This is a genomic window from Edaphobacter bradus, from assembly GCF_025685645.1.
GTDB classification, from domain to species: Bacteria; Acidobacteriota; Terriglobia; order Terriglobales; family Acidobacteriaceae; genus Edaphobacter; species Edaphobacter bradus.
In genome coordinates, this window is record NZ_JAGSYF010000003.1 from 533,075 (window position 1) to 556,229 (window position 23,155).

General features: G+C 59.1%; 17 protein-coding genes and 1 tRNA gene. 5 read left to right on the plus strand and 13 right to left on the minus strand.

Features of this window, described 5'->3' with window-relative positions; genetic code table 11:
• Window positions 1-4: 4 nt before the first annotated feature.
• The 6 genes from OHL16_RS14540 to OHL16_RS14565 form a co-directional block, all read right to left on the minus strand.
• The gene (locus OHL16_RS14540) at window positions 5-565 is read right to left on the minus strand and encodes a D-glycero-alpha-D-manno-heptose-1,7-bisphosphate 7-phosphatase (RefSeq protein WP_263367894.1); all 561 of its coding nucleotides are present in this window, start codon (window positions 563-565) and stop codon (window positions 5-7) included.
• Between the two features lie 36 nt (window positions 566-601).
• Window positions 602-1,537, minus strand: a complete 936-nt coding sequence (rfbD, locus tag OHL16_RS14545; RefSeq protein ID WP_263367895.1) for a dTDP-4-dehydrorhamnose reductase — start codon at window positions 1,535-1,537, stop codon at window positions 602-604.
• Between the two features lies 1 nt (window position 1,538).
• Window positions 1,539-2,414: a glucose-1-phosphate thymidylyltransferase RfbA gene (gene rfbA / locus OHL16_RS14550; protein ID WP_263367896.1), complete on the minus strand. Its 876-nt coding sequence runs from the start codon at window positions 2,412-2,414 to the stop codon at window positions 1,539-1,541.
• A complete protein-coding gene (rfbB, locus tag OHL16_RS14555) occupies window positions 2,411-3,541 on the minus strand; it encodes a dTDP-glucose 4,6-dehydratase (RefSeq protein WP_263367897.1) in 1,131 nt (376 codons plus the stop codon). The genes rfbA and rfbB overlap by 4 nt, the downstream gene beginning before the upstream one ends.
• Before the next feature lie 141 nt (window positions 3,542-3,682).
• Entirely contained in the window at window positions 3,683-5,014 is a 1,332-nt protein-coding gene (locus tag OHL16_RS14560; protein ID WP_263367898.1) for an Nramp family divalent metal transporter, read from the minus strand.
• A 62-nt stretch (window positions 5,015-5,076) separates the two neighbouring features.
• A complete protein-coding gene (locus tag OHL16_RS14565) occupies window positions 5,077-5,760 on the minus strand; it encodes a metal-dependent transcriptional regulator (protein ID WP_263367899.1) in 684 nt (227 codons plus the stop codon).
• A 205-nt stretch (window positions 5,761-5,965) separates the two neighbouring features.
• Here OHL16_RS14565 and OHL16_RS14570 point away from each other — a divergent pair, with 205 nt between their 5' ends.
• The 3 genes from OHL16_RS14570 (at window position 5,966) to OHL16_RS14580 (ending at window position 7,683) form a co-directional block, all read left to right on the plus strand.
• Window positions 5,966-7,045 (plus strand): class I SAM-dependent methyltransferase, encoded by a 1,080-nt coding sequence (locus OHL16_RS14570; RefSeq protein WP_263367900.1) that lies wholly within the window; start codon window positions 5,966-5,968, stop codon window positions 7,043-7,045.
• A gap of 94 nt (window positions 7,046-7,139) precedes the next feature.
• A tRNA-Ile gene (locus tag OHL16_RS14575) sits at window positions 7,140-7,215 on the plus strand.
• Between the two features lie 198 nt (window positions 7,216-7,413).
• Window positions 7,414-7,683: a TIGR00366 family protein gene (locus tag OHL16_RS14580; protein WP_263367901.1), complete on the plus strand. Its 270-nt coding sequence runs from the start codon at window positions 7,414-7,416 to the stop codon at window positions 7,681-7,683.
• Window positions 7,684-7,709: 26 nt separating this feature from the next.
• On the opposite strand, the gene OHL16_RS14585 is transcribed toward OHL16_RS14580, so the two are convergent.
• The 4 genes from OHL16_RS14585 to OHL16_RS14600 all read right to left on the minus strand — a co-directional run bounded on the left by OHL16_RS14585 (window position 7,710) and on the right by OHL16_RS14600 (window position 17,803).
• Window positions 7,710-9,470: a CRTAC1 family protein gene (locus OHL16_RS14585; protein WP_263367902.1), complete on the minus strand. Its 1,761-nt coding sequence runs from the start codon at window positions 9,468-9,470 to the stop codon at window positions 7,710-7,712.
• The gene (locus OHL16_RS14590; protein ID WP_263367903.1) at window positions 9,445-10,635 is read right to left on the minus strand and encodes a tetratricopeptide repeat protein; all 1,191 of its coding nucleotides are present in this window, start codon (window positions 10,633-10,635) and stop codon (window positions 9,445-9,447) included. Before OHL16_RS14590 ends, OHL16_RS14585 begins: the two co-directional genes overlap by 26 nt.
• 97 nt (window positions 10,636-10,732) lie before the next feature.
• Window positions 10,733-14,083: a carboxypeptidase regulatory-like domain-containing protein gene (locus OHL16_RS14595; RefSeq protein ID WP_263367904.1), complete on the minus strand. Its 3,351-nt coding sequence runs from the start codon at window positions 14,081-14,083 to the stop codon at window positions 10,733-10,735.
• A 423-nt stretch (window positions 14,084-14,506) separates the two neighbouring features.
• Window positions 14,507-17,803, minus strand: a complete 3,297-nt coding sequence (locus OHL16_RS14600; RefSeq protein ID WP_263367905.1) for a TonB-dependent receptor — start codon at window positions 17,801-17,803, stop codon at window positions 14,507-14,509.
• A 481-nt stretch (window positions 17,804-18,284) separates the two neighbouring features.
• Here OHL16_RS14600 and OHL16_RS14605 point away from each other — a divergent pair, with 481 nt between their 5' ends.
• Together OHL16_RS14605 and OHL16_RS14610 are read left to right on the plus strand one after the other, a co-directional pair.
• Window positions 18,285-19,415, plus strand: coding sequence for a family 16 glycosylhydrolase (locus tag OHL16_RS14605; RefSeq protein WP_263367906.1), 1,131 nt, complete (start codon window positions 18,285-18,287; stop codon window positions 19,413-19,415).
• Window positions 19,416-19,758: 343 nt separating this feature from the next.
• Window positions 19,759-21,567, plus strand: coding sequence for a hypothetical protein (locus OHL16_RS14610; protein ID WP_263367907.1), 1,809 nt, complete (start codon window positions 19,759-19,761; stop codon window positions 21,565-21,567).
• 52 nt (window positions 21,568-21,619) lie between these two features.
• Here OHL16_RS14610 and OHL16_RS14615 read toward each other — a convergent pair whose 3' ends face one another.
• From OHL16_RS14615 to OHL16_RS14625, 3 genes are read right to left on the minus strand one after another with little or no spacing between them, the layout of a single operon-like run.
• Complete coding sequence (locus tag OHL16_RS14615; protein WP_263367908.1) at window positions 21,620-22,108, minus strand: hypothetical protein; 489 nt, start codon at window positions 22,106-22,108, stop codon at window positions 21,620-21,622.
• Between the two features lie 25 nt (window positions 22,109-22,133).
• Complete coding sequence (locus OHL16_RS14620; protein ID WP_263367909.1) at window positions 22,134-22,685, minus strand: DinB family protein; 552 nt, start codon at window positions 22,683-22,685, stop codon at window positions 22,134-22,136.
• Entirely contained in the window at window positions 22,676-23,128 is a 453-nt protein-coding gene (locus tag OHL16_RS14625; protein WP_263367910.1) for a YraN family protein, read from the minus strand. Before OHL16_RS14625 ends, OHL16_RS14620 begins: the two co-directional genes overlap by 10 nt.
• Between the last annotated feature and the right edge of the window lie 27 nt (window positions 23,129-23,155).

Here is a 23,155-nt window from a genome sequence, read left to right on the forward strand (position 1 = left end):
GTGGTCAACCCTGCCGGGCCAGCCATCGCTCAACCTCGGCAAGCGACTCCACCGCAAAGCACTCTCCCGGACATCCCGCCGCTTCGGTTCCTTTGACCAGAAACGCCTGCCGCAGGCCAGCGCTATTAGCTGCCGCGATGTCCGAGCAACGGTCGCCCACCATCACGCTCTGCGCGAGGTCCACACTGAACTCCTTCGCGGCGCGGAGAAGCATTCCGGTTCCGGGCTTGCGGTCTTCGTGTTCGCGCCGGTACTCACCGACGCCGTGCTCAGGATGAAAGGGACAGAAGTAAACTGCGTCGAACTCGACGCCATGTTTGCGCAGCTCAGCGCGCATCCACTCCATCAAGGTCAGGAAGTCGTCTTCCGTGTAGTACCCGCGCGCGATCCCGGCCTGGTTGGTGACCACGACCAGCCTGTAGCCCAACTCCATCGCAGTGCGGCACAGCGAGACGATCCCCTGAACGAACCGGACGTCCTCGATGCGGTGAAGATAGCCGACCTCGACGTTCACAACTCCGTCGCGATCGAGAAAGAGTGCTCTGTTTGCCTGTATTGTCGACATTCCCTGCAACTCTCAGCCTAGCAGAGTCGGCCGCCGCTAAAGCTCGCCGAGCACGGCCCGCAGCGAATCCTGCCAGCCGGGCATTCTGCAGCCGAAAGTGGATGCGATCCGGTCGCAGTTCAGCCGCGAATTGGCAGGACGCCGGGCAGGAGTGGGATAATCCGCCGTCGCGATGGGTTCGATGGTGGCGAATCTGGTCGCCGGCTCCCTCTCGTGCATCAGCCGCACGGCCTCCGAGGCGAAGCCGTGCCAGGTCGTCCCTCCTGCGGCGCTCGCGTGATAGACGCCGTTCAGCTCTGCCACCGCCTCGACCAGCGAGCGATTGCCAAGCGTCGCCTGGGCCTCGCAGTGCAGGATGGCCGAGGCCGTCATCTCGGCAAGATCGCGGCTCCACGTGGGCGCGCCGTGCTGGTCGGAAACGACACGCAGCGTCTCACGTTCGCGGGCGAGCTTGAGGATGGTCCGAAGAAAGTTCTTGCCCGTCGCTCCGTAGACCCAGCTGGTGCGGAAGATGAGGTGAGCAGCGCCGCTGGCCGCTAGAGCCTGTTCACCAGCAAGCTTGCTCGCCCCGTAGACGTTGAGCGGCGCAGTGGGATCGGTCTCAACCCAGGGCCTCTCGCCGTCGCCGCGAAACACATAGTCGGTCGAGAAGTGGACGACGACGGCGCCGATCCGCTTCGCCTCCGCGCCAAGAACAGTCAGAGCATCGTGATTGATGCGGTACGCCAGCTCCGGCTCGCTCTCAGCCTTATCGACCGCGGTGTACGCGGCCGGGTTGATAATCCAGCGCGGCTTGAGCGCCCGAATCGTCTCGGAGATCGAGCCAAATCGGGCGAGGTCCATCCTGGTCCGCGACGGCGCCGTGACCCAGCCAAGGGGAGTCAGTGAACGCAGAAGCTCGCCTCCGACCTGACCGGTCGCGCCAGTCACCAGAATGGTTCGAGCCTCGGGCAAATTGTAAGGGCCGTTCACGCTAGTAGACCGTCTCCTCGAGCAGCCGCAGCAGATACTGCCCGTAGCTGCTCTTCGCGATCCTGCCAGCTAGCTCCCTGAGCTGATTCGCGTCGATGTAGCCGAGCCGGTAGGCGATCTCCTCCGGGCAGGCGACCTTCAGTCCCTGCCGCGTCTCAATCGTCTGGATAAACGTGCCGGCCTCGAGCAGCGAGTCGTGCGTACCAGTATCGAGCCACGCAATTCCGCGGCTGAGCACCTCTGTGGTGAGTTGTCCGCGCTCGAGATACCAGCGATTGACGTCTGTGATCTCAAGCTCGCCGCGCGCGGAAGGCTTCAGCCCTTCAGCGATGCCAGTCACCTGCGCATCGTAAAAGTAGATGCCGGTGACCGCATAACGCGACTTCGGCTTCGCCGGCTTCTCTTCGAGAGAGATCGCGCGGCGCTGAGCGTCGAACTCGACGACTCCATAGCGCTCCGGATCGTGCACCGGATACGCGAAGATGGTCGCACCCTCGCGGCGTGCGGCGGCTGCGCGGAGCGTCTTGGGAAGATCGTGCCCGTAGAAGACGTTGTCGCCTAGCACCAGGCAACACGGCTCGCCGGCGAGAAACTCCTTGCCAATCAGAAAGGCCTGCGCGAGCCCGTCGGGAGCTGGCTGCACGGCGTACTCCAGGCGGATGCCCCACTGCTCTCCCGTGCCCAGCAGCTGACGAAAGCGCGGCGTGTCCTCCGGTGTCGAGATCACAAGAATCTCGCGAATCCCCGCCAGCAGCAGCACCGAGAGCGGGTAGTAGATCATCGGCTTATCGTAGATCGGCAGAAGCTGCTTCGAAACTGCCTGCGTGACCGGATGCAGGCGCGTCCCCGAGCCTCCGGCCAGGATGATTCCCTTCATCGCGCGCCCTCCGTAACCGTTGAGCGCGCCGCATAGTTCTGCTTCACCCAATGCTGATAAGCTCCGCTCGTCACGTTCTCCACCCAGACCGAGTTGGCCAGATACCACTCGACTGTCCTTCGCAGGCCAGTCTCAAAGCTCTCCTGCGCGCGCCAGTCCAGCTCGCTCTCGATCTTCCGCGCGTCAATCGCGTACCGGCGATCGTGCCCAGGCCTGTCTTCAACGTAGGTGATGAGTTGTGCGTGCGGGCGGAAACTCGAATGCGGCATCAATTCGTCGAGCAGTGAGCAAAGCGTCTTCACCACCTCAAGATTGCTGCGCTGGTTGCCTCCACCGACGTTGTACGTCTCGCCGACGCGGCCGCGCTCGAGCACCTTGCGCAGTGCGCGGCAGTGGTCCAGGACGAAGAGCCAGTCGCGAACCTGCTGGCCGTCGCCGTAGACTGGCAGAGGCTTGCCCTTAAGGGCATTGGCAATCATCAACGGAATCAGCTTCTCAGGAAACTGGTATGGTCCATAGTTGTTGGAGCAGTTCGTAATGATTGCCGGCAGCCCGTAGGTATGCACCCAGGCGCGCACGAGATGGTCGCTCGCCGCCTTCGACGCAGCATAGGGCGAGTTTGGTGCATACGGCGTCTCCTCGTGGAACGCAGGATCGTCCGGCGCGAGCGTGCCGTAGACCTCGTCGGTGGAGACGTGCAGGAAACGGAACCCTTCTTTCTCTTCGCCGGCGAGACTGGCGTGGTAGGCGCGCGCAGCCTGCAGTAGCGTAAAGGTTCCATCGATGTTCGTGCGCAGGAACGCCTCCGGCCCGAGGATCGAGCGATCGACGTGGCTCTCGGCAGCGAAGTGCATGATGGCGCGCGGCCTGTGCTCGTCAAGCAACCTGGCCACGAGCGCGGCGTCGCAGATGTCTCCCTGGACGAAGGTATAACCTGGATCGTCAGCGATGGAAGCGAGGTTCTCCGGATTCCCGGCGTAGGTCAGCTTATCGAGGTTGACCACCGGCCCGGCATTGGCCGCCAGCCAGTCGAGAACGAAGTTCGAACCGATAAAGCCGGCGCCGCCAGTCACCAGGATCGGCGGCCTTCCGCCTGCCGCTCCGTCCGTCGTTGGATTGAAACTCATGCCGCTGAAACGCCCTCCGTGGGTTCGCCTCTGAGCCGGGCCTGCGCTAGTAAGGGCCTTCCCGCTCTACAGACTACCGGACTCACCCTCTCTTTGCCTCCACCGTCCTTGTTTTCCGTCAAGCACCGGCTCAAATTGGGATCAGTGACCGCGGAAGATTTGAACCAGCAACCAGAGATTCAGTCCGGCGATCAGGAAGGCTACCGCGTAGCTCAGATACTTGAGCCACCGCGCGTTGACGAACTCGCCCATCCTGCTGCGGTCACTGGTAAACGCGACCAGCGGAAAGACCGCAAAGCTGAGCTGCATGCTCAGGATCACCTGGCTCAAGATGATCAGCTTGCCGGTGCTGCGTGCGCCATACAGGATCGTGATGATTACGGTGGGGATAATCGCGAGCGATCTCGTGATCAGCCTTCGCAGCCAGGGTTTCAGGCGCATGTGCAGAAACCCTTCCATCACCACCTGGCCTGCGAGAGTGCCCGTAATCGTGGAGTTCTGCCCTGAAGCCAGCAAGGCAACCGCAAACAAAGTGCTCGCGCCCGCGACGCCCAGCATCGGCGACAGCAGCTTGTAAGCGTCTTCAATTTCGGCTACCTCAAAATGTCCGTTGCGATGAAAGACAGCGGCCGCAACGACGAGAATCGCAGTATTCACAACCAGCGCAAGCATCAGCGCCATCGCCGAATCCAGGTTGGCGAAGCGAATCGCCTCGCGCTTCCCTTCCGGCGTCCGCGCGTAGTTGCGTGTCTGCACAATCGCCGAGTGAAGATATAGATTGTGCGGCATCACCGTCGCCCCCAGAATGCCGATCGCGATATAGAGCATGCCAGGGTTGGTAATTATGCTGGCCGAGGTCGGCAGCAACAGGTTACCCGCGATCATTCCCCACTCCGGGTGCGAGAGCACCGTCTCGATCCCGAACAGCACGGCGATCGTCGCGATCAGCGTAATCACCAGAGCCTCGAGATAACGGAAGCCGCGATTCTGCAGCAACAGCAGCAGCAATACATCCGCGCCCGTCAGAATGACACCGAACACAAGCGGGATGTGGAAGAGCAATTGCAGCGCAATGGCCGACCCGATCACTTCAGCCAGATCGCACGCTGCAATCGCGATCTCCGCAAAGCCCCAGAGAAAGAGCGCAGTTGGCCGGCTGTATCGCTCACGGCAGGCCTGGGCCAGGTCTCTCTCTGCCACAATGCCGAGTTTCAACGCGAGGCTTTGCAGCAGAATCGCCATCAAGTTGGAGAGCATGATGACGAACAGCAGCGTGTACCCGTAACGCGACCCTCCGGCAAGGTCCGTCGCCCAGTTTCCCGGGTCCATATAGCCGACAGAGATCAGGAACCCCGGTCCGACAAAGCCCAGCACCCGCCGCCAGAAGCCCCGCGACTGCGTCAGGCGCACCGAGGCGAACACGTCCGGCAGGGACGGCCGCTGCTGCTCGTCGAGCTGGATTACGGGCGGCATAGCTGTGACGGCCGGACCACGTTGGCCATTAAATCCAGTATGCCACAGGTAGTTAACCTTGGTTACTTATTTTTTCGATGCTTTGGTTTATCCCCTGATTTCGGCTTCACCCAGACCCTGCCCGCGGCGGGGCTTCCCAGGGTCACCGGGCCGTTTGGAGTCAACACCTGAATCGTGTCGTCGTAGTTGCGCTCCAACACTCGAACCGGCACCCGAGGCCCGATTCCAATCTTATGCAGAAACTCGAGCAGCCGGAAATCGCGCTCATACAGGCTCGCGACGACGTAGTCCTTTGCCTCGACCGCCTCCGACAACGGAAGCAGACCACGCTTCCTGATCTGAGCGGGCGTCTCCGGCAGAACCCGGTTGCCGTGCGGGCAGTCGCCCTCCTTGCCCAGTTTTTCAATCAGCTTGGCCTCAACCGCCGGAGAGATAACATGCTCCAGCCGTTCCGCCTCTGCGTGGACCTGATGCCACTCCATGCCGAAGATCTCCGCCAGCATGCGCTCCACCAGATGGTGCCGCAGGGCGGTCCGGTGTGCTGCCTCTCTGCCCTTCGCTGTGAGCTTCAGCGTGCCATCGCGATTCGCATCGACGTAGCCATCCTCCCTCAACCGCTTGACAGCCTTCGTGACAGCGGGCGGCGACACCTCAAGCCACTGTGCCAACAACGCCGGAATGACCGTGCGCCCCTCGCTCTCAGCCTCGATAATGGCCTTGAGATAGTCTTCCCTCGAAACTGTCATCTCTTGCGACATCTACACAAGTTAACCACGGTGAACCCCATTTGTCGAAGCCATTATGCTCGGCAGGTGCAAGGCTTGCCATGCTCCATCGGCGAGGAGCACAATATCGCCAGTTACGGGCCCCTTACTTAACATTTCCGCCCGGCACCCCATCCTCGAATCGTGCGCCATTCGAGCCCAGCTGCAGGCGGAAGGAGGAACCTCCATGGCAAGCCCAGCTCTTTCCAACGTCATTGATCCGTCTAAACTCAACGCATTTATGGGCCGGGCTGTCCAGGACATGGGCGCTGCCCTGCACGCGGCCTTGGTAATCGTCGGCGACAAGCTCGGCCTCTACAAAGCGATGGCAGGCGCGGGTCCTTTGACCTCTGCGGAGCTCGCCACCAAGGCCCACACCGACGAGCGATATACCCGCGAGTGGCTGAATGCAAACGCCGCCAGCGGCTACCTGACCTACGATCCCGCAACGAAGACCTACCTGCTTCCGCCGGAGCAAGCCTTCGCGCTCGCGCAGGAAGACAGCCCGGCCTTCATCCCTGGAGCCTTCCAGATTATCGGGGCGCTGATGCGTGACGAACCCAAGATTACCGAGGCCTTTCGCACGAGCAAGGGCGTCGGCTGGCACGAGCATGACCCGCAGATGTTCGAAGGCACGGAGCGCTTCTTCCGCCCGAACTACGCCGCCAACCTGATGTCGAGTTGGTTGCCATCGTTGACCGGCGTCGTTGCCAAGCTGGAGAAGGGCGGACGCGTCGCTGACGTAGGCTGCGGCCACGGCTCATCCACAATCCTGATGGCGAAGGCCTATCCGAACTCGAAATTCTTCGGCTTCGACTATCACCCAGCTTCGATCGAGTGGGCCCGCAACGCCGCCCAGAAGGAAGGCGTGGCCGAACGCATCACCTTTGAGGTCGCCTCAGCCAAGCAGTTCCCCGGCAAAAATTACGATCTCGTCGCCTTCTTCGATTGCCTGCACGATATGGGCGACCCCGTAGGGGCCTCGGCGCATGTCCTCTCCACGCTCGCGTCCGAGGGCTCGTGGATGATAGTCGAACCCTACGCGAATGACAAGGTGGAAGACAACCTCAACCCGATAGGCCGGGTCTTCTACTCGGCGTCGACTATGATCTGCACACCGGCTTCACGCTCGCAAGAGGTAGGCCTCGCGCTCGGAGCGCAGGCCGGAGAGACGCGGATGCGCGAGGTCGTGATGAGCGGAGGGTTCAGCCAGTTCCGCCGCGCTAGCGAGACGCCGTTCAATCTCGTCTACGAAGCTCGAGCGTGAGGAGTGCGCAAACTTTCGCAGAACACTGTGTCGTGCTGATCCGAAGCTTGAGCGCCCACGCCTGCCATGCGAGACTAAAGAAGCCCGAGACAACGGGCCTGTAGCTCAACGGTTAGAGCAGGGGACTCATAATCCCTTGGTTGGGGGTTCAAATCCCTCCGGGCCCACCATTCAACTCCAATCAATACTTGGATTTATGAAGATTTGGCGAGAGCTCGCCGAATTTTCCTCTTTTCAACTGTGCCCATCTTTGTGCCTACTTCCCTTTTAACCGTCTTGCGCTTTTGGGCTTTCGACGCGCCGTCCTGCAACGCCGACGCTTTGGCGAATACACGTCAATCGTCTCCGCCTGAGGGTGAACGCGCCCCATGTGGACCGCTCGGACACTGGGCGGTGCAAGGCCCTTCGCCATCCCAGCTGCGCGCGACCTGCACGCATCCTACGCTGACACAACCATGGCCGTTGCGATGGGCGAGTCGGTCGCCAACATGCTTCATCCGTTCTTCGCCCTGCCCATCCTCGCCATCGCCGGCATCAAAATGCGCCGCATGATGGGCTTCACGGTCGCCACCTTTTTCATCTCGCTCATCGTCTTCGGCGCTTCTCTTCTTCTGCTCTGCCCAGACCGTAAGCTCTGAACATTCACAGAACCATCACCCACCAATCAACGCTTCGAAGAGGATGTGGCGTGTTCCATCTCTTTACCTTGAGTCAGAGCGCCGCCCTGCTTCAGGTGGTAGAAACAATCCCCCGCGACATTCTCAAATTCCTGCGTCTTTCCATTCGGCCAGAAGACCTCGACCTTATCGATCCGTGACACGTCCCCCAATCCAAAGTGCAAGCGCAGATCGTTCTGTGAGAGATAACTGCCTCCGCTTCTCACCTCGCCCGTCTGTTGCAGCTTTCCGGTCGTGATGCGAATGCGGGCGTTGAGAGCCAGCCGGTTCGCGGGACTTCCCTCCAGATCAAAGCTGACCCAATGATGCGCGGGGTTGCTCTTCGTCTCGAGGATCATCGGCTCGCCTTCGATGTTTTCGACCACAACGTCCAGACTGCCTCGGTTAAACAGGTCCCCGACGGCCAGCCCGCGACTTACCTGAGGCACGCCCATCGCCGGCCCCACCTGTGCGCTTATATCCTTGAACGTCCCGTCCCGCTGGTTCTGAAAGACCAGCTTAGGCTCTCGATACGACGTGCCGATCTTCGCATCGTCCACCTGCGGGTAGACGTGGCCATTTACAAGGATCAGGTCTTGCCAACCCGAGTTGTCCAGGTCGACGAAGGCGTCTCCCCAACCCACAAACGGTACGGTTGGCCGCGCAGCGCCGGCCGCGTGCGAGACATCTGTGAAGCTCAGCCCACCGTCATTGCGATAGAGTGTCGCATACTCCTCACTGAAGTGAGAGACGAAGATACTCATTCGTCCATTATTCAAATAGTCGCCCACTGCGACTCCCATGTTCGCCTGCTCCTGGCCATCCTCGCTGACCGCGGCGCCTGAGTCGAAGGCAATCTCCTTAAAATGCCCGTTGCCCTCGTTGTGGTAGAGATAGTTTGGCCCGCCGTCGTTCGCGACAAAGAGATCGAGCTTGCCATCATTGTCGAAATCGGACCAGACAGCCGCTAGACCAAAGAACTTGTTCGCATCATTCACGCCAGCCTGCTCTGCGACTTCTGTGAAGGTGCCATCGCCATTGTTGTGATAAAGCGCATCGGGCGAGCCCTTCAATCCTCGCGGCCCACACTGTACAGCAATCTCGTGATACTGGCAGGTCTTCCGCGCCCCAAACTCAGGAAGATTGTGGAGATCGAGATCGACATAGTGCGCCACAAACAGATCCTGGTTGCCGTCACCGTCGTAGTCTCCGAAGGCCACACCGGTCGCCCAGCCGCTGTCCTTGTCGAGCCCCGCGGCCTTCGTGACATTGGTAAATGTTCCATCCCCATTGTTTCGATACAGCACGACGCCGCCGAAGCAGCTCACAACGAGATCCGGCCGCCCGTCGTTGTTGAAGTCACCGACTGCGACACCCATCGCCCAGCAGGGATACCCGACACCGGCCTTCTCGGTTACGTCTGTGAATGTTCCGTCGTGATTGTTGTGGAAGAGCGCGCTTCTCGCCTTCTTCCCATCAAGCGCCATCGCCACACTGGGCGCGTTCGTGAAGTAGAGATCGGGCCATCCGTCGCCGTCGTAGTCAATGATGGCAACGCCGCCGCTCATCGACTCGACGATGTACCTCTGCGCAGGGCTGGACAGATGATTGAAATGAATTCCCGTAGACGCCGTGATATCGACCAGTTGAGGAAACCTGGCCGTTGAGCCGGATTGCGTCTGCGCCCCCAGCCGCGCCTGGAGAACGAGGGAGAGCAGCAGGATAGCAGCGGCGATCAGCCGGCTATTTCGACATCCCAGCATCTTCATCCGCCTTCTCATCCAGATTGACCCGCATATCGTGAAAGACCGTCCGCAGCTTCTCTTTCATGTCCTTGTACTTCTGATACTCCGCCAGCTCCTTCTTCGCTTCCTCGGGCCTTCCCTGCTGACGGTACAGCGTGCTTAGCCGATAGTGCGCGACGTAGTTCGTGGGATCAACCTCCACCGCGTGCTCAAGCATCTGCTGCGCCCTCCCGCGCTCCTTCATCGAGAGGAGCACCTTGGCAAACTCCGTACAGGCGTCTCCATCATTGGGCTGCAATTCCAGCGCATGGGAGTCATTGTCGTACGCCGTCTTCATATCTCCACGCGCGGCTGCGATCTTTCCCAACATGAGCTGCGCTTTTTCATCGTTGGGATTGGCCGCCACCGCAGCACGAAACTCTCCCTCCGCCTCGGCCTTCAGCTTCTCATCGCTCGAGCTGTAGAGAATATCTCCTAGCTCAAAATAAAGTCCCGTAACCTTCGGATCGATCCTGATCGCCTCGCGATAGTTCTTGATCGCGCCGGCATCGTCTCCTTGCCGGGCCAGCTCGCGAGCCATCACCTGATGCAGCTGCGCGCTGTTGGGATCGGTCAGAGCAAGCGTCAGCATTGTCCTGCCTGCCAGGTCCGAATAAAGCCGATAGGACATCGCGAGCAGCTTCACATCGGTAGGCTGCGACTCAAGAAGTGTTGCAACCGTGCCTGCTGCCTTTTCCAACTCACCGTTCGCCGTATAGCTGTCGATCAGCGCGCTACCCACCTCTGCCTGAACCTTTTCTCCTTTCAGATGTGGGAAGGCCGCCTCCAGGTCGGCGCGGCTGCCGGCATCGCTCTGCCGGGCCTCCGCCAATCCCAACAGGGCCTGAAGCTTCCATAGCTCCGGATTGGAGTTGACTGCGGCGCGCAGATGCGGAACAGCTCCCGCAGAGTCGCCGCGGAAAAAGAGCAGAACACCAAGATTTCCCTGCGCGTCGGTATTCGCGGGATCCAGCGCGAGAATAGCGTTGAACTCCGGGATCGCCAGATCGGGCCGCTGCTGCCTTAGATATTGCTGAGCTTTGCTCTCGTGAAGATGAATCTGGCCACTCTTACTCTGCGTCGACTGGCAAACGCAAGACACCGGGAGAACAAACAGGAGGCCCGTGAAGAAAACGGATTTTACAGACATAGCAATCGGATCATACCGTAGCGGCCTAGCGCTGCGAAAATGCGAAAAGGACGACGGCAAACCGTCGTCCTTTTCGGTTGGGGCCTCTATTCGTAAGTTAGAACGAGACGCGTGCGAAGAGCTGGATGTGACGGCTGCCGGTAGTTGTGCCGTTGATCGTGCCCGCGCCCCCATTCCCGATCGTTGCATTGGGATTGCCGAGACTTGCATGGTTCAGGAAGTTTTGCGCGTCTGCCCGAATCTGGAGCTTCGCCTTCTCTGAGATAGAGAAGGATTTCTCCAGGGAGAGGTTCATGATGGAGTACCCAGGCCCCCGCAGGGAATTGCGGCGGATATTGCCGAACGTTCCGTTTGCTGGTTGTGCAAAGGCACTTACGTTGAACCACTCCGCCCGGCCGGGGTTGGCAAGATGCGGGTCTCCGACCTGGTTCGGATACCAATCACCTGCCTGTGCATAGCTGCCCGTGTTGCTCTGCATGGTCGGAGTGAAGGGAGTACCGGTATTCACCCGGGCGATCGTAGAGAGTTGCCAGCCCCCAACCACAGCATCCACGACGGAGTTGTGATTCAGGAACAGCCCATTCTTGCCGAACGGAAGCTGGTAGATGGCCGTGACATTGAACATGTGACGGATGTCAAAGTTCGACGGGCCGTAGTTGCAGGACACGCAGTACGCTCTCTGGTAGTGCGTGCTTCCTACGCTACTGCCCCATCCGGCGGAGTCCTGATCATCCAGGAAGTGAGACCAGGTGTAGTTGGCGGTTGCGTTGAGGCCACGCGACATCCGCTTCTCGAACGAGAGTTGTAGTGAGTTGTAGTTGGAGATTGCGTTGTTCGTGCTTCCGCCGAGTCCCTGGAACAGGGGATAAGGACGAGCATTGGTCGGGCCGGGCAGGGCATCATTCGAAGCCAGCTTGGACTCCGGGACCTGGTTGATGTCTACTCCAAAGTTCAGGTTATAGCCATGGCTTCCTACATACGCAGCCTGGGCCACCATCGAGGATCCAATCTCGCGCTGAACGCTAAAGTTGTACTGGTAAATCTTGGGAACCGGAGTGTGGTACTGGTTGTACGACATGCCGGTGCCGTTGTAGCCGTCCGGGCCCGATCTCGGGTGGAACAGCGAATTAATGCTATGCCCGGCCGATCCCTGGTAGTTGGTGTTCCCGTCGGAACTCAGGAGCACAACCGGAGAGATTCCACTGGTGCTGTCCCTATAGGTTGAGAGATTGATGCCGAACGCATTGCCCAAGCCATTGCCGTAGGTATCCGAGCTCCAGGTGTAGGCGAAGAGGCCAAAACCGCCGCGGAGTACCGTCTTGGGGTCCAACGAGTAGGAGACGCCAACTCGCGGGAGGAAGGTGCTCCACACGGGAGCCTGGAGCTGAGAGCGGCCATTGGCTTTGGTGTTGGCATACCAGGCAGCTCCCAGGCTACCGTCTGCAGGATTGGTGACCGTGGGATCGAAGCTGGCTATGTTGCCCTTCACCTCGCTCCATCCCGTGGTTCCCTGCCAGCGCAGTCCGAGATTCACCGTCAGGTTCGGACGGAGTTTGATGTCGTCCTGTACAAAGGCCTGCGGAGTCTTGATCCGGGCCCCGTACTCCGGAGACAACTTGGCGTTCCAGTTTTGCGCGTAGCCAAGCAGGAAGTCCGCGTACCCTGTACCAGAGGTACCGGCCTGGCCGTTACCCGCCGCAGTGTAGTTGCCATTGAAGCCAATGGTACTGGAATCAAGGTTGCCCCAGGCAGTCGAATCGGCCCGGCTGATCAGGAACTCGCCGCCAAAGTGCAACACGTGGCGTCCGCGGATCAGCGTGACGACGTCCGACGGGTCAAAGACGAACTCCTTGTAGACGGCGTTGCTCGCTGAGGCCAGGCCGTAAATCCCGGAGACGTTGATGTTCGGGAAGAGATCCGCCTTGGCGAACTTCAAGCCCAGCTTCGAGGGGAAGCCCTGGTTAATGGAGAAGGGCGTGAAGTAGTTCAACTGATCGGTAAAGCCAAAGCGCGCTTCGTTGATGATGTTGGGGCTGATCGTCCACACATCCGAGATCTGTGCGTTATCGCGGCTCACATCTCCATGCTGGCAGTTGATCGGGCAGAGGTTCTGGTTCAGGTATGTGGCCGGGTTGTCGCTTTCGGTCTCGGAGATGGTGATCCGGTGGTAGGCGACGGGGGTGTAGTCCAGACGCCCAAAGAACTTGGTGAAGGGGTTCAGGTTAGGCGGGCCCTCGTAGGAATAGTTGTTGGCAGGCAGGCCATTCGAGCCAGTGTGCCCGGGAACATTGGCCTTCGGGTAGTAGGCGTTGATGGCGTTGGCCACAGGGTCGATCATGCTCGCGGGAATCTTGTTGCCATTGCCATACTCATCGGCAAAGGATGTCCGGATAGCACATGGGCATTTTGTTGGTTTTGTCGGGTCCTGCCCGGGATAGAGATGGGTTCCAGTCTGTTGAATCGTCTGCGTGCTGGGATCGTAGAGGGTGGGCAACCCGGTAAAGTCGCCGGCCCGCATAGCATCGGTCGGAACAGTCAAGGTAGCAGCGGCCGAACCGCCGTTGCTGTAGGTCTTGTCAAAGTTGAAGTAGAAGAACAGCTTGTCCCTGAGGATGGGTCCGCTGACCGAGAAGCCATAGTTGTCATACCGCTGGAAGCCAGCTGTATTTTTTTTGCCGTCGAATCTGTAATCCGTAGTATTCAGCGCAGTGTTCTGCAGGTACTCGTACGCGGCTCCATGCCAGTGGTTCGATCCGCTCTTGCTGACCTGATTGAAGATGACGCCGCCAAGCCCGTACTGCGCCGAGAAGGAGGACGTGTCAACCTTCACCTCGGCAGTGGTCTCGAAGACCGTAACGTCGGCGTTTTCGCTCATCGGCAAGGTCGTCGTCGCTCCGTCCGCCAACACCGAGTTGTAAGGGAGGTTGCCGTTTACCGAAGCAGTCTGGCCGGACCGGAAGCTGTACGAGACGCCGGGCAGCGTATTAACGAAGTTCTGCCAATCCGCTCCGTACTGCGGCAGTTCCGACATGGTCGCGGAGGTCATCGTGTTGGACTGCGAACCGGACTCCGTGTCCAGAAGCGGCAGGTCCTCCGTCACGACCACCTGCTCCTGCACTCCACCAATGGGGAGCTGGCCGTTGACCGTCTCAATGCCTACCAACAGCGTGACAGGCCCTCGCACCAGGGTCTTGAAACCTGGCGCCGAAATGGTCACGAGGTAATGGTCCGGCACAATCGAGCCGGTGTCATAGACGCCAGCGGCGTCCGTCGTTAGGGTGCGTGTGATTCCCTTGTCCACATCCTGCACCGAGACGGTCGCACCGGCAATCGCTGCTCCGGTGGCATCGGTGACCGTACCGCGCAAATCGGCGGAATTGGTATTTTGCGCGAAGCCTGCCACAGCCGATAAGCATCCGGCCGCCACTAGGCTACTTATAAAACGCATTGCGTGCCTCATAATTTGGCCTCTCCTTTGAAAACGTCAGTTATTCCCCTGCAAGTGCTTCGCAGAGGGGCTCCGCGAGGTTTCCCGTGATTCCTGCACAGCCGCGAATCAGCCAGGTGCGTGAGTTGGGCAAACATCTTCCCCTCTCCAACATCTAGACAATCGTTTGTTGTCGCTACGAATGAACAGGGGGATTAGAGCAATCGGAGAACATGAATGTCAAGTGAATTATTCACCCATCATCTGAAGACAAACCTTTGTCCTCAATATGGGCATGATCTGCCCATAGAAGGCAGGCATCATCTGCATCCATAGTCTCAGAGATACCAATCGGATCATGCCGTAGCGGCTTAGAGCCGGAAAATGCGATAAGGACGACGGTTGGAACCGTCGTCCTTATCGGTTGGGACCTCTTATTCGAAGTTAGAACGAGAGGCGTGCGTAGAGCTGGATGTGACGTGAGCTGGTCGTTGTGCTGTTGATGTCAGCGTGGTTTCCGTTTCCGATGTTCGGATTAGGATTGGCGAAGCTGGCATGGTTCAAGAAGTTATTCGCATCTGCCCGAATCTGCAGCTTCACATTCTCATGGATGGAGAAGTTCTTGCCCAGCGAAAGGTTCAGGATGGAGTACCCTGGCCCCACGAGAGAGTTGCGGCGAACATTGCCGAACTTGAACTTTCCTGGGTCTGCATAGGCATCCACATTGAACCACTCGTTCAGACTGCGGTGGGCAAGGTGCGGGTTTCCGACCAGGTTCGGATACTGATCGCCTGCCTGTGCGAAGGTGGTATTCGTCGCCATCAGCGGGGTGAAGGGAGTGCCGGTATTCTTCCGCACAATTGCGGAGATCTGCCAGCCGCCAACCGCAGCATCGACGAGCGAGTTATGCGTCAGGAACATCCCATTCTTGCCGAACGGCAGAAGGTAGACCACCGATGCGTTGAACAGGTGACGAATGTCAAAGTTCGATGGGCCGTAGTTGCAGGACACGCAATAGGAGCTTTGGTAGTGCGTTGAGCCTGCACTGCTGCCCCATCCCGACGAGTCCTGATCATCGAGGAAGTGAGACCAGGTGTAGTTGACGCCCGCTTCAAGGCCACGCGACATCCGCTTCTGGAACGAGAGCTGTAGCGAGTGATAGTTGGAGATGGCGTTGTTCGTGCTCCCGCCGATGCCCTGGAACAGGGGATACGGACGGGCGTTGGTCGAACCCTCGGCATCATGATCGCTCAGCTTGTTCGCTGGGACCTGGTTGATGTCTACTCCAAAGTTCAGGTTGTAGCCGTGGCTCCCAACATATGCAGCCTGGGCCATCATCGAGGATCCGAGCTCACGCTGAACAGTTGCGTTCCACTGGTAGATCTTCGGAACAGGCGTATGGTACTGGTTGTAGCCAAGAGGCTGACCGTTGAAGGCATCCGGGGTAGATGGAGCGGTGAGATATAGCGAATTGATGCTCTTTCCAGCCGCTCCCTGATAGTTGGTATTACCGTCGGAACTCAACAACACCACTGGATTGATTCCATTCGTGTTGTCATACTCGCCGCCCGAGGAACCAAAGGCGCCTCCCATGCCTGAGCCGTAAGTATCCACGCTCCAGGTGTAAGCGAAGAGACCAAAGCCTCCACGGATCACCGTCTGCGGATTCAACGAGTAAGAGACGCCAACACGCGGGAGGAAGGTGCTCCAAACCCCGGACTGCAGACGATCGCGGCCGTTGGCCTTTGTTGTACCGAACCACGCGGCTCCCAGGCTCCCGTTGGCCGGGTTCGTCACGTTCGGATCGAAGGTCGCCATGTTGCCCTTCACTTCCGTCCACCCGCTGATTCCCTGCCAACGCAGTCCGAGGTTCACCGTCAGGTTCGGACGGAGCTTGATGTCGTCCTGCGCAAAGGCCTGAGGATTCTTGAGCCGGCCGCCCCACTCGGGGTTCACGTTTGCAGACCACTGCTTGACGTAGCCCAGAAGGTAGTCCGCATATTCGGTGCCCGAGGTACCGCCTTGGCCGACGTCCGACGCCGTGTAGTCGCCGGAGAATCCCATGTAACCGCCATTGATGTTGCCCCAGGCAGTCGAGTCGGCGCGGTTGATCAGGATCTCGCCGCCAAAGTGCAGCACGTGGCGTCCGTGGATCAGCGTGACGACGTCCGACGGGTCAAAGAGCATCTCCTTGTAGACGGCGTTGCTCTCCGCGGTCATGTAGTTGGTGCCGTAGATGTTGATCGTCGGGAAGACGTCCGCCTTGGCGAACTTCCATCCCAGTTTCGACGGGAAGCCCTGACCGATCGAGAAGGGCGTGAAGAAGTTCAACTGGTCCGTAAAGCCAATGCGGGCTTCGTTGATCATGTTGGGCCTGATCGTCCACACGTCGGAGACCTGTGCGTTATCACGGCTCACATCTCCATGCTGGCAATTGACCGGGCAGATGTTCTGGTTCCGGTATTCGGCCGGGTTATCGCTTTCGGTCTCGGAGATCGTGATCCGGTGACTGGCAACCGGCGTGTAGTCCAGACGCCCGAAGAACTTGGTGAAGGGGTTCAGGTTAGGTACGTTCTGATAGAAGAAGTTGTTCTGGGGCAGGCCATTCGTGCTGACCGTCTGGGGCCCGGTAACGTTCGGCTCCGGGAAGTAGGTGTTGATCGCCTTGGCCACGGGGTCGATCATGCTTGCAGGAATCTTGTTGCTGCCATACTCCTGGATGAACGACTTGCGATGAAGATTGCCCTGAGAATCGACGGTCTGCGTGGTGGGATCGTAGATCGTCGGCATTCCGGTGAAGTCGCCGGCGCGCTGGGCATCTGTCGGCACAGTGGCAAAACCGGTGCCTGAACCACCGTTGCTGTATGTCTTGTCGTAGTTGAAGTAGAAGAACAGCTTGTTCTTGAGAACAGGGCCGCTGATCGAACCGCCATAGTTGTCATACCGCTGGAAGCCCGGTGCAGACTTCTGGCCGAAGGCGTAATCCGCAGTGTTGAGCGCCGTGTTCTGCAGATACTCGTAGAGCGCCCCATGCCACTGGTTTGATCCGCCCTTGGTGACCTGGTTGAAGATGACGCCGCCAATCCCGTACTGCGCCGAGAACGACGACGTGTCGACCTTGACCTCGGATGTCGTCTCAAAGACCGTAACGTCTGCGTTCTGGCTCATCGGCAGGGTAGTCGTTGCGCCGTCCGCAAGCACAGTGTTGTAAGGCAGGTTTCCGTTTGCCGAGACCGTCTGTCCAGACCGGTAGCTGAAGGAGACGCCGGGCAGCAGAGTCACGAAGTTCTGCCAATCAGCTCCATACTGAGGCAGCTGCGACATGGTTCCGGAGGTCATCGTGTTGGACTGCGAACCTGACTCTGTGTCCAGAAGCGGAAGGTCCTCCGTCACGACCACCTGCTCCTGCACTCCGCCGATGGCAAGCTGGCCGTTGACCGTCTCTGTGCCCACCATCAGAGTGAGCGGGCCGCGAACCAGGGTCTTGAAGCCAGGCGCCGAAATGGTCACGAGGTAATGGTCCGGCACAATCGAGCCTGAGTCATACAAACCGGCGGCGTCTGTCACCAGGGTTCGTGTAATTCCCTTGTCGACATCCTGTACCGAGACAGTCGCACCGGCAATGGCTGCTCCGGTGGCATCGGTGACCGTACCGCGCAAATCGGCGGAATTGGTATTTTGCGCGAAGCCTGCCACAGCCGATAAGCATCCGGCCGCCACTAGGCTACTTATAAAACGCATTGCGTGCCTCATAATTTAGCCTCTCCTTTGAAAACGTCAATTATTCCCCTGCAAGTGCTTCGCGGAGGGGGCTCCGCGAGGTTTGCCGTGATTCCTGCACAGCCGCGAATCAGCCAGGTGCGTGAGTTGGGCAAACATCTTCCCCTCTCTCCAACATCTAGACAATCGTTTGTTGTCTAGAACTTCAGCGCGTCGCTACGAATGAACAGGCGGGATTAGAGCAATCGGAGAACGTGAATGTCAAGTGAATTATTTGAGCCATCATCTGAAGACAAACCTTTGTCCTAAATATGGGCATAATCTGCCCATAGAAGGCACGCATCATCTGCATCCGTAGTCTCATACTGAGGGCAATGGCCGATTAGCGGCTAGTCCTTGTGCAAGCATTCTGCCTCCTTGCGACTTCCAGTCAAATTTGTTGATTTAGACAAACGCTTGACTAAGGTCATGTCGATTGAGTAGAACGTCTTGCGAGGCAAAAATGCGATCTCTCTTTCTGGCTGGAGCTGTGTTACTGAATGGGCTGGCTGTGCTCGGATGCAGCGGAGCCGGGAATGGCTCGGGAGCAGGCAGCGGCGCTACCGGCAGCGTGGCGACTCCGACGTTCTCGACCACCGCCGCGCAAAACGGCGCGGTGATCCTCGCCATGGCCACCACGACCGGCGGGGCAAAGGTGCGCTACACGATCGACGGGTCCACTCCGACTCCATCCTCGCCGATCTATCAGACGCCTATTCTCATCTCGTCCAATCTGACCATCAAGGCCATCGGCACCGCCTCCGGTGTCACCTCGAGCAGCGTGGCCACCTGGACCCCCTCGACGACGATTGCATCCGGCACACTGGTCTGGTCCGACGAGTTCAACAACTCCACGAGCGCCAACGCCCAGCCCAACCCGGCAGTGTGGGGCTATGACACAGGAGCCAGCGGCTTTGGCAACTCGGAGCTTGAGGACTACTGCAGCTGGAACTCCTCGGCCAGCCCGTGCGACCCAACCAAGCCGAACGCCTACGTGGGAACCGATGGCTACCTGCATATCGCAGCACGGCAGCCCTCACCTGGCGTCTACACCTCAGCTCGCCTGAAGTCGGAAGGACTGTTCAGCCTCCTATACGGCCGCATCGAAGCAAAGATCCTGGTGCCGGAGTCGCAAGGCTTCTGGCCCGCATTCTGGATGCTGGGCAACAACATCGCCACCGACGGCTGGCCCGCCTCTGGAGAACTCGACATCCAGGAGCGCGTCAATGCAGCATCAACCCCCGACTGGAACATGGGATCCGTGCACGGCACCGGATTTTTCGGGACCAATCTGGGGACCAAATACAACTTCCCGACCGGGCAGACTGCGGCCGGCTGGCATACCTATGGAATGATCTGGTCTCCCGGCAAGATTCAGTACTACATCGACGACCCGGTGAACAACATCTACGTCACTTACACTCCGACGAGCATAACCTCGCTTCCGGGCTCCGTCTGGCCCTTCGACTCGGGCAACGCACAGTTCTTCATCCTGAATCTCGCAGTTGGCGGGAGTTGGCCTGGCAGCCCAACCAGCTCCACGCCATTCCCATCGGAGACACTGGTGGACTACGTCCGCGTCTACGCCTACTAGGCGATTCGCTTACAGGTTCGAATCCCATCCCGTCGACAAATCTCTCCATCGGAGCAAAGCACGCGGCGCAGCAGTTCGAATTACAGTATCAATTTGCCGTTTTCCTGCATAGAAAGTGCGTAGGTTTGCAGCTTCTTCCGATGGAAAGTAATAACTCCGTGTACCGAATAAATAACTAATTAATAGACAAACAACAGCATTTAGTTACTTGCATTAGAGCCGTGAGTTGCTACGATGAGTCGCCTCCTCTTTCCCAGCTCCTCTGTAAAAAAGAAAACTAGATCTGAATACAGTCGCAGTTGTTCCTGGGCCCAGATATCCAAATCGATAAGCGGAGATCCATATGCGATTCGTATGCCTGTTTCGTTCCTCATGCCTTCTGTCTGCCCTGGCCGTAACACTCTCTACAACCTGCTCTACGGCGTATGCCACACCGCCTGACGATCCACCAGCCTGTGGCTCGGCCGGTAATGGAGGAAAGCGAATCACCATAGAAGCAGCCACTCTCGGCGAGTCTCAATATACCGATCCCGGCTCAGGTTCTTCTGTAGTGCGCCCGCGTACCTTCGCAAACGGGGATCAGGTGGTCTTTGTACTCAAAGACATCAACCCGTTCCTTCAGCGTTGCACCCTCACCGTAAATTCGACAAAGGTCCAGGAGAGCGCGAACGCTTCCATCCTGTCGCTCATTGGCGGTCCGCTCGCCGACCTGTCGAGCAGTCAGCCTTCACAACCACCTTCCAAAGGTGGGACCGCTCCGCCCGCTAATCTTCTGCCGCAGGCAGTCATCCCTCAACCCGCTGGAAAAGAGAGGCCTGCTCCTCCTCCGAAACCCAAACCGACGCTGCAATCCTGCCGTGACACCTATCATCAGCTCTCCGGATACCAGACATGGCGGGAGATTTTTGGCTCAGCGACCATCCTCACTAACTCCATCAATGACGCGGTCACTGCAGTGAATGGAAGCGCGCAAGAATTTAATACCCGGTTCAGCAAGGTCCTCACTCCCTCAAAATGCAGCACCCTGATACCAAACATCGACGCAATTACAGAAACATCGGTGAAGCTGCCAGATTTGAACGTCAAGTTTAATAAGGACGACGACTCAGGAGGCGATCTCGCAGCATCCCTGGACAGGAAACCCGCGTCCGATGCAGCCAACAGCATTGCAAACGCAGCCGTGCTCCTGCATGGAACGCTGGCAGACGGAGTCGAAGCCGAATGCCAGAGTCTACTGAAGGATGACATCGCAAACGACAAGCAGCAGCTTGAGACAATCTTCGACGCGTCCCAGAAGTCTGCCCAGATTCTTGCGTGGCAGTCCAAGTTGGGCGAGATCTCCACACGTCGCCAGCAGGTCGCCGATGCAGTCCTGAAGGTTCACGCAGTCGCGGGGAAACAAGGCTCCTTTTACCTGAGCCATGAGTTCGACAGAGCGGAGAACACACAGGCCACGGACACCGTTACTGTCTCCTGTTCTTCAGTCGATACGTCCCAATACACCATCGCTGCCCAGGGCGCTTCGCCCGCACCGGCAGGGGGCAACCCCACCCTCGCAAGCCAGCCTGCCTCTCCCCCGTCCAGTGGCCAGTCTGCCGGTTCAGATCCCGCGCCTGGAGGTTCCGACTCCAGCACTCTGTCCAGGACCTACACCTATCAGTTCGGTCACGGCCAGCGGACGTTTATCGCGGGTGGTATCTCCATAGCTCCGCTTGGGCAACACTCCTATACCACCGGTTCTTCGACGGACAGTTCCAAAACCATAATTATTGACCAGGACAATGGGAGTACAAGGCTGCTGCCGATGGCGCTGGTGCATGTCCGTTACTCGGACTTCGAGCGCGCCGCGACATTGCGTCCTTACCTTCCGAAGTATTTATCAGCGGGCCTGACAGCAAAACCCGATGCGACAAAAGGCACGTCGGTCGAATACCTCTTTGGACTTTCCTGGGCCAGTCCCGGCCGGTATGCGTTTCTTACGATCGGCGCTTATTCTGGTGCGGTACAACAGCTTCAGAGTGGCCTGAAGGTAGGCGACACGACCAGTCTAGCTGCCGCAAGCCTGCCGATAGCCAAGCCTTACCATTGGAAATTAGGAGTCGCAATCAGCTTTACCAAGCCCTCGAGCCCGAGTGGGCCTGCACCTCAATAGTAGAGTCTAAAAGGCGCTAGTTGTACTCCAACTCGTGCCCTTAGGCTCTTGCCTAATACTCCAGCTCATGCGGGGCGGGATACGTCAGTGTCCCGTCCTTCTTCTCGTACCACATAAACAGCTTGTGGTCGCCATTCACCCGCACCGCGACAATAATTCCCGTGCCGAACGCGCCCGTCCCATCCGTCTTCGAGATGTCCACGTGGTGCGACTGGATCGGCCCGTTAACCGGGCTCTCCGACGTCCAGTCTTCCGTGAACCGCTTCAGCGAGTAGTCATACTTCTGCGGATGTTGCTGCCACTCCGGATCGTTCATCCAGATCGCATACGCCTTGTTGTAGTCCTGCGACTCCAGCGACGTGAAGAAGTTGCTCACCCGATGCTCCGCGCGCAGATTCGTGAAGAACCACCCATGCCCCAGCAGATAGCCGCCCAACCCAATCACCACGGCCAGCAGCAGTGCGACGCCGCTTCCAATCAGCAGCCCCTTCTTCCTTCGCTCACCCTTCTCGTCATACTCCGGCGCATTCAACAGCGACATCGTCCCTCCATCATTCCCACTAATATTAGACGCCGTCTTTGCCGAAGACGGCGGGCCGTGCCTTGCAGCCGCGCTCAGCCATTCCCGGACTTACCCATCCTTGCAGCGCGCGCAGGTGGTGCTCCATGTGCGCGACATAGTCCTCAATCAGAAACCCAAGCGTCAACCTTCCACCCGCGACCACCCCTTCATTCGCCAGGCTGCGCTTCTCCACATGCCGAATCGTCCAGGCAATATGCTCGTTCAACGCAAACCACAGCCCCAGCACGCCCGCCCACTCGCGACCGCGGTAGTCCTGTCGTTCCACCCAGGCCTCCTGATCGTATCCCGGCAGATTCTGCTCCTCAGCTCCCTGCATCCGGACGATCCTTCCTAGGTTGTTCACCGCCGAATCCGTGAGGTGCCCCATCACCTCCTTGGCCGACCACTTCCCTTCCTGCTCCGGCACGCATGCGTCTGCCTCGGACAGCGTCACCAGCCACGAGATCCCCTTGTGCAGCGCGCCCTCCAGCCGCTCGCCCAACTCCGCCGGCTCCAGCAGCGCCGGCTCCGTTCCCTGCGTATACCTCAAGCCCATCGGAACGCTCCTTTGTTGACCTCAAACTCGTTGCCCCCGGGCTCGAAGTAGACCGAAACCACATCGAACCTCACCGCAACCTCGCGCCGCACCGCCTCCGGAAGCCCTCGCAGATACGCGCGCGCCATCCTGCGCAGCATCCTCTGCTTCTCCTCATCCACTGCGGCCTCGGCAGGCGCCACTACCCGAGAGCTTCGCGCCTTGACTTCGATAAAGCAGAGCCACTCCCCATCCCACGCGATCAGGTCGACGTCGCCGCGCAGCTTCGGCGTCCTCCACCGCTGCGCCACGACCGTGTACCCCAGCCCACGGAGATGAAACAGCGCCTCCCGCTCCCCGAGCTCTCCAGCGACCAGGTGCGGTGGGCCCGATGGCCCGCGCAGCCGCGTAGTCAGCCCGTCGATCCCGCGCAACATCCTCGCCTGCAGACTGACCCAACTCATCCGCACCCCACATTCACCTAAGCATAC

What these genes read in the sequence shown, in the direction of transcription:
- OHL16_RS14570 (WP_263367900.1), top strand. Translation starts at nt 5,966, where the DNA reads ATGGCAAGCCCAGCTCTTTCCAACGTCATTGATCCGTCTAAACTCAAC.
- OHL16_RS14600 (WP_263367905.1), bottom strand. Translation starts at nt 17,803, where the DNA reads ATGCGTTTTATAAGTAGCCTAGTGGCGGCCGGATGCTTATCGGCTGTG.
- OHL16_RS14585 (WP_263367902.1), bottom strand. Translation starts at nt 9,470, where the DNA reads ATGAAGATGCTGGGATGTCGAAATAGCCGGCTGATCGCCGCTGCTATC.
- OHL16_RS14540 (WP_263367894.1), bottom strand. Translation starts at nt 565, where the DNA reads ATGTCGACAATACAGGCAAACAGAGCACTCTTTCTCGATCGCGACGGA.
- OHL16_RS14620 (WP_263367909.1), bottom strand. Translation starts at nt 22,685, where the DNA reads ATGGGCTTGAGGTATACGCAGGGAACGGAGCCGGCGCTGCTGGAGCCG.
- OHL16_RS14610 (WP_263367907.1), top strand. Translation starts at nt 19,759, where the DNA reads ATGCGATTCGTATGCCTGTTTCGTTCCTCATGCCTTCTGTCTGCCCTG.
- OHL16_RS14625 (WP_263367910.1), bottom strand. Translation starts at nt 23,128, where the DNA reads ATGAGTTGGGTCAGTCTGCAGGCGAGGATGTTGCGCGGGATCGACGGG.
- OHL16_RS14595 (WP_263367904.1), bottom strand. Translation starts at nt 14,083, where the DNA reads ATGCGTTTTATAAGTAGCCTAGTGGCGGCCGGATGCTTATCGGCTGTG.
- OHL16_RS14590 (WP_263367903.1), bottom strand. Translation starts at nt 10,635, where the DNA reads ATGTCTGTAAAATCCGTTTTCTTCACGGGCCTCCTGTTTGTTCTCCCG.
- OHL16_RS14615 (WP_263367908.1), bottom strand. Translation starts at nt 22,108, where the DNA reads ATGTCGCTGTTGAATGCGCCGGAGTATGACGAGAAGGGTGAGCGAAGG.
- rfbB (WP_263367897.1), bottom strand. Translation starts at nt 3,541, where the DNA reads ATGAGTTTCAATCCAACGACGGACGGAGCGGCAGGCGGAAGGCCGCCG.
- OHL16_RS14560 (WP_263367898.1), bottom strand. Translation starts at nt 5,014, where the DNA reads ATGCCGCCCGTAATCCAGCTCGACGAGCAGCAGCGGCCGTCCCTGCCG.
- OHL16_RS14580 (WP_263367901.1), top strand. Translation starts at nt 7,414, where the DNA reads ATGTGGACCGCTCGGACACTGGGCGGTGCAAGGCCCTTCGCCATCCCA.
- rfbA (WP_263367896.1), bottom strand. Translation starts at nt 2,414, where the DNA reads ATGAAGGGAATCATCCTGGCCGGAGGCTCGGGGACGCGCCTGCATCCG.
- OHL16_RS14605 (WP_263367906.1), top strand. Translation starts at nt 18,285, where the DNA reads ATGCGATCTCTCTTTCTGGCTGGAGCTGTGTTACTGAATGGGCTGGCT.
- OHL16_RS14565 (WP_263367899.1), bottom strand. Translation starts at nt 5,760, where the DNA reads ATGACAGTTTCGAGGGAAGACTATCTCAAGGCCATTATCGAGGCTGAG.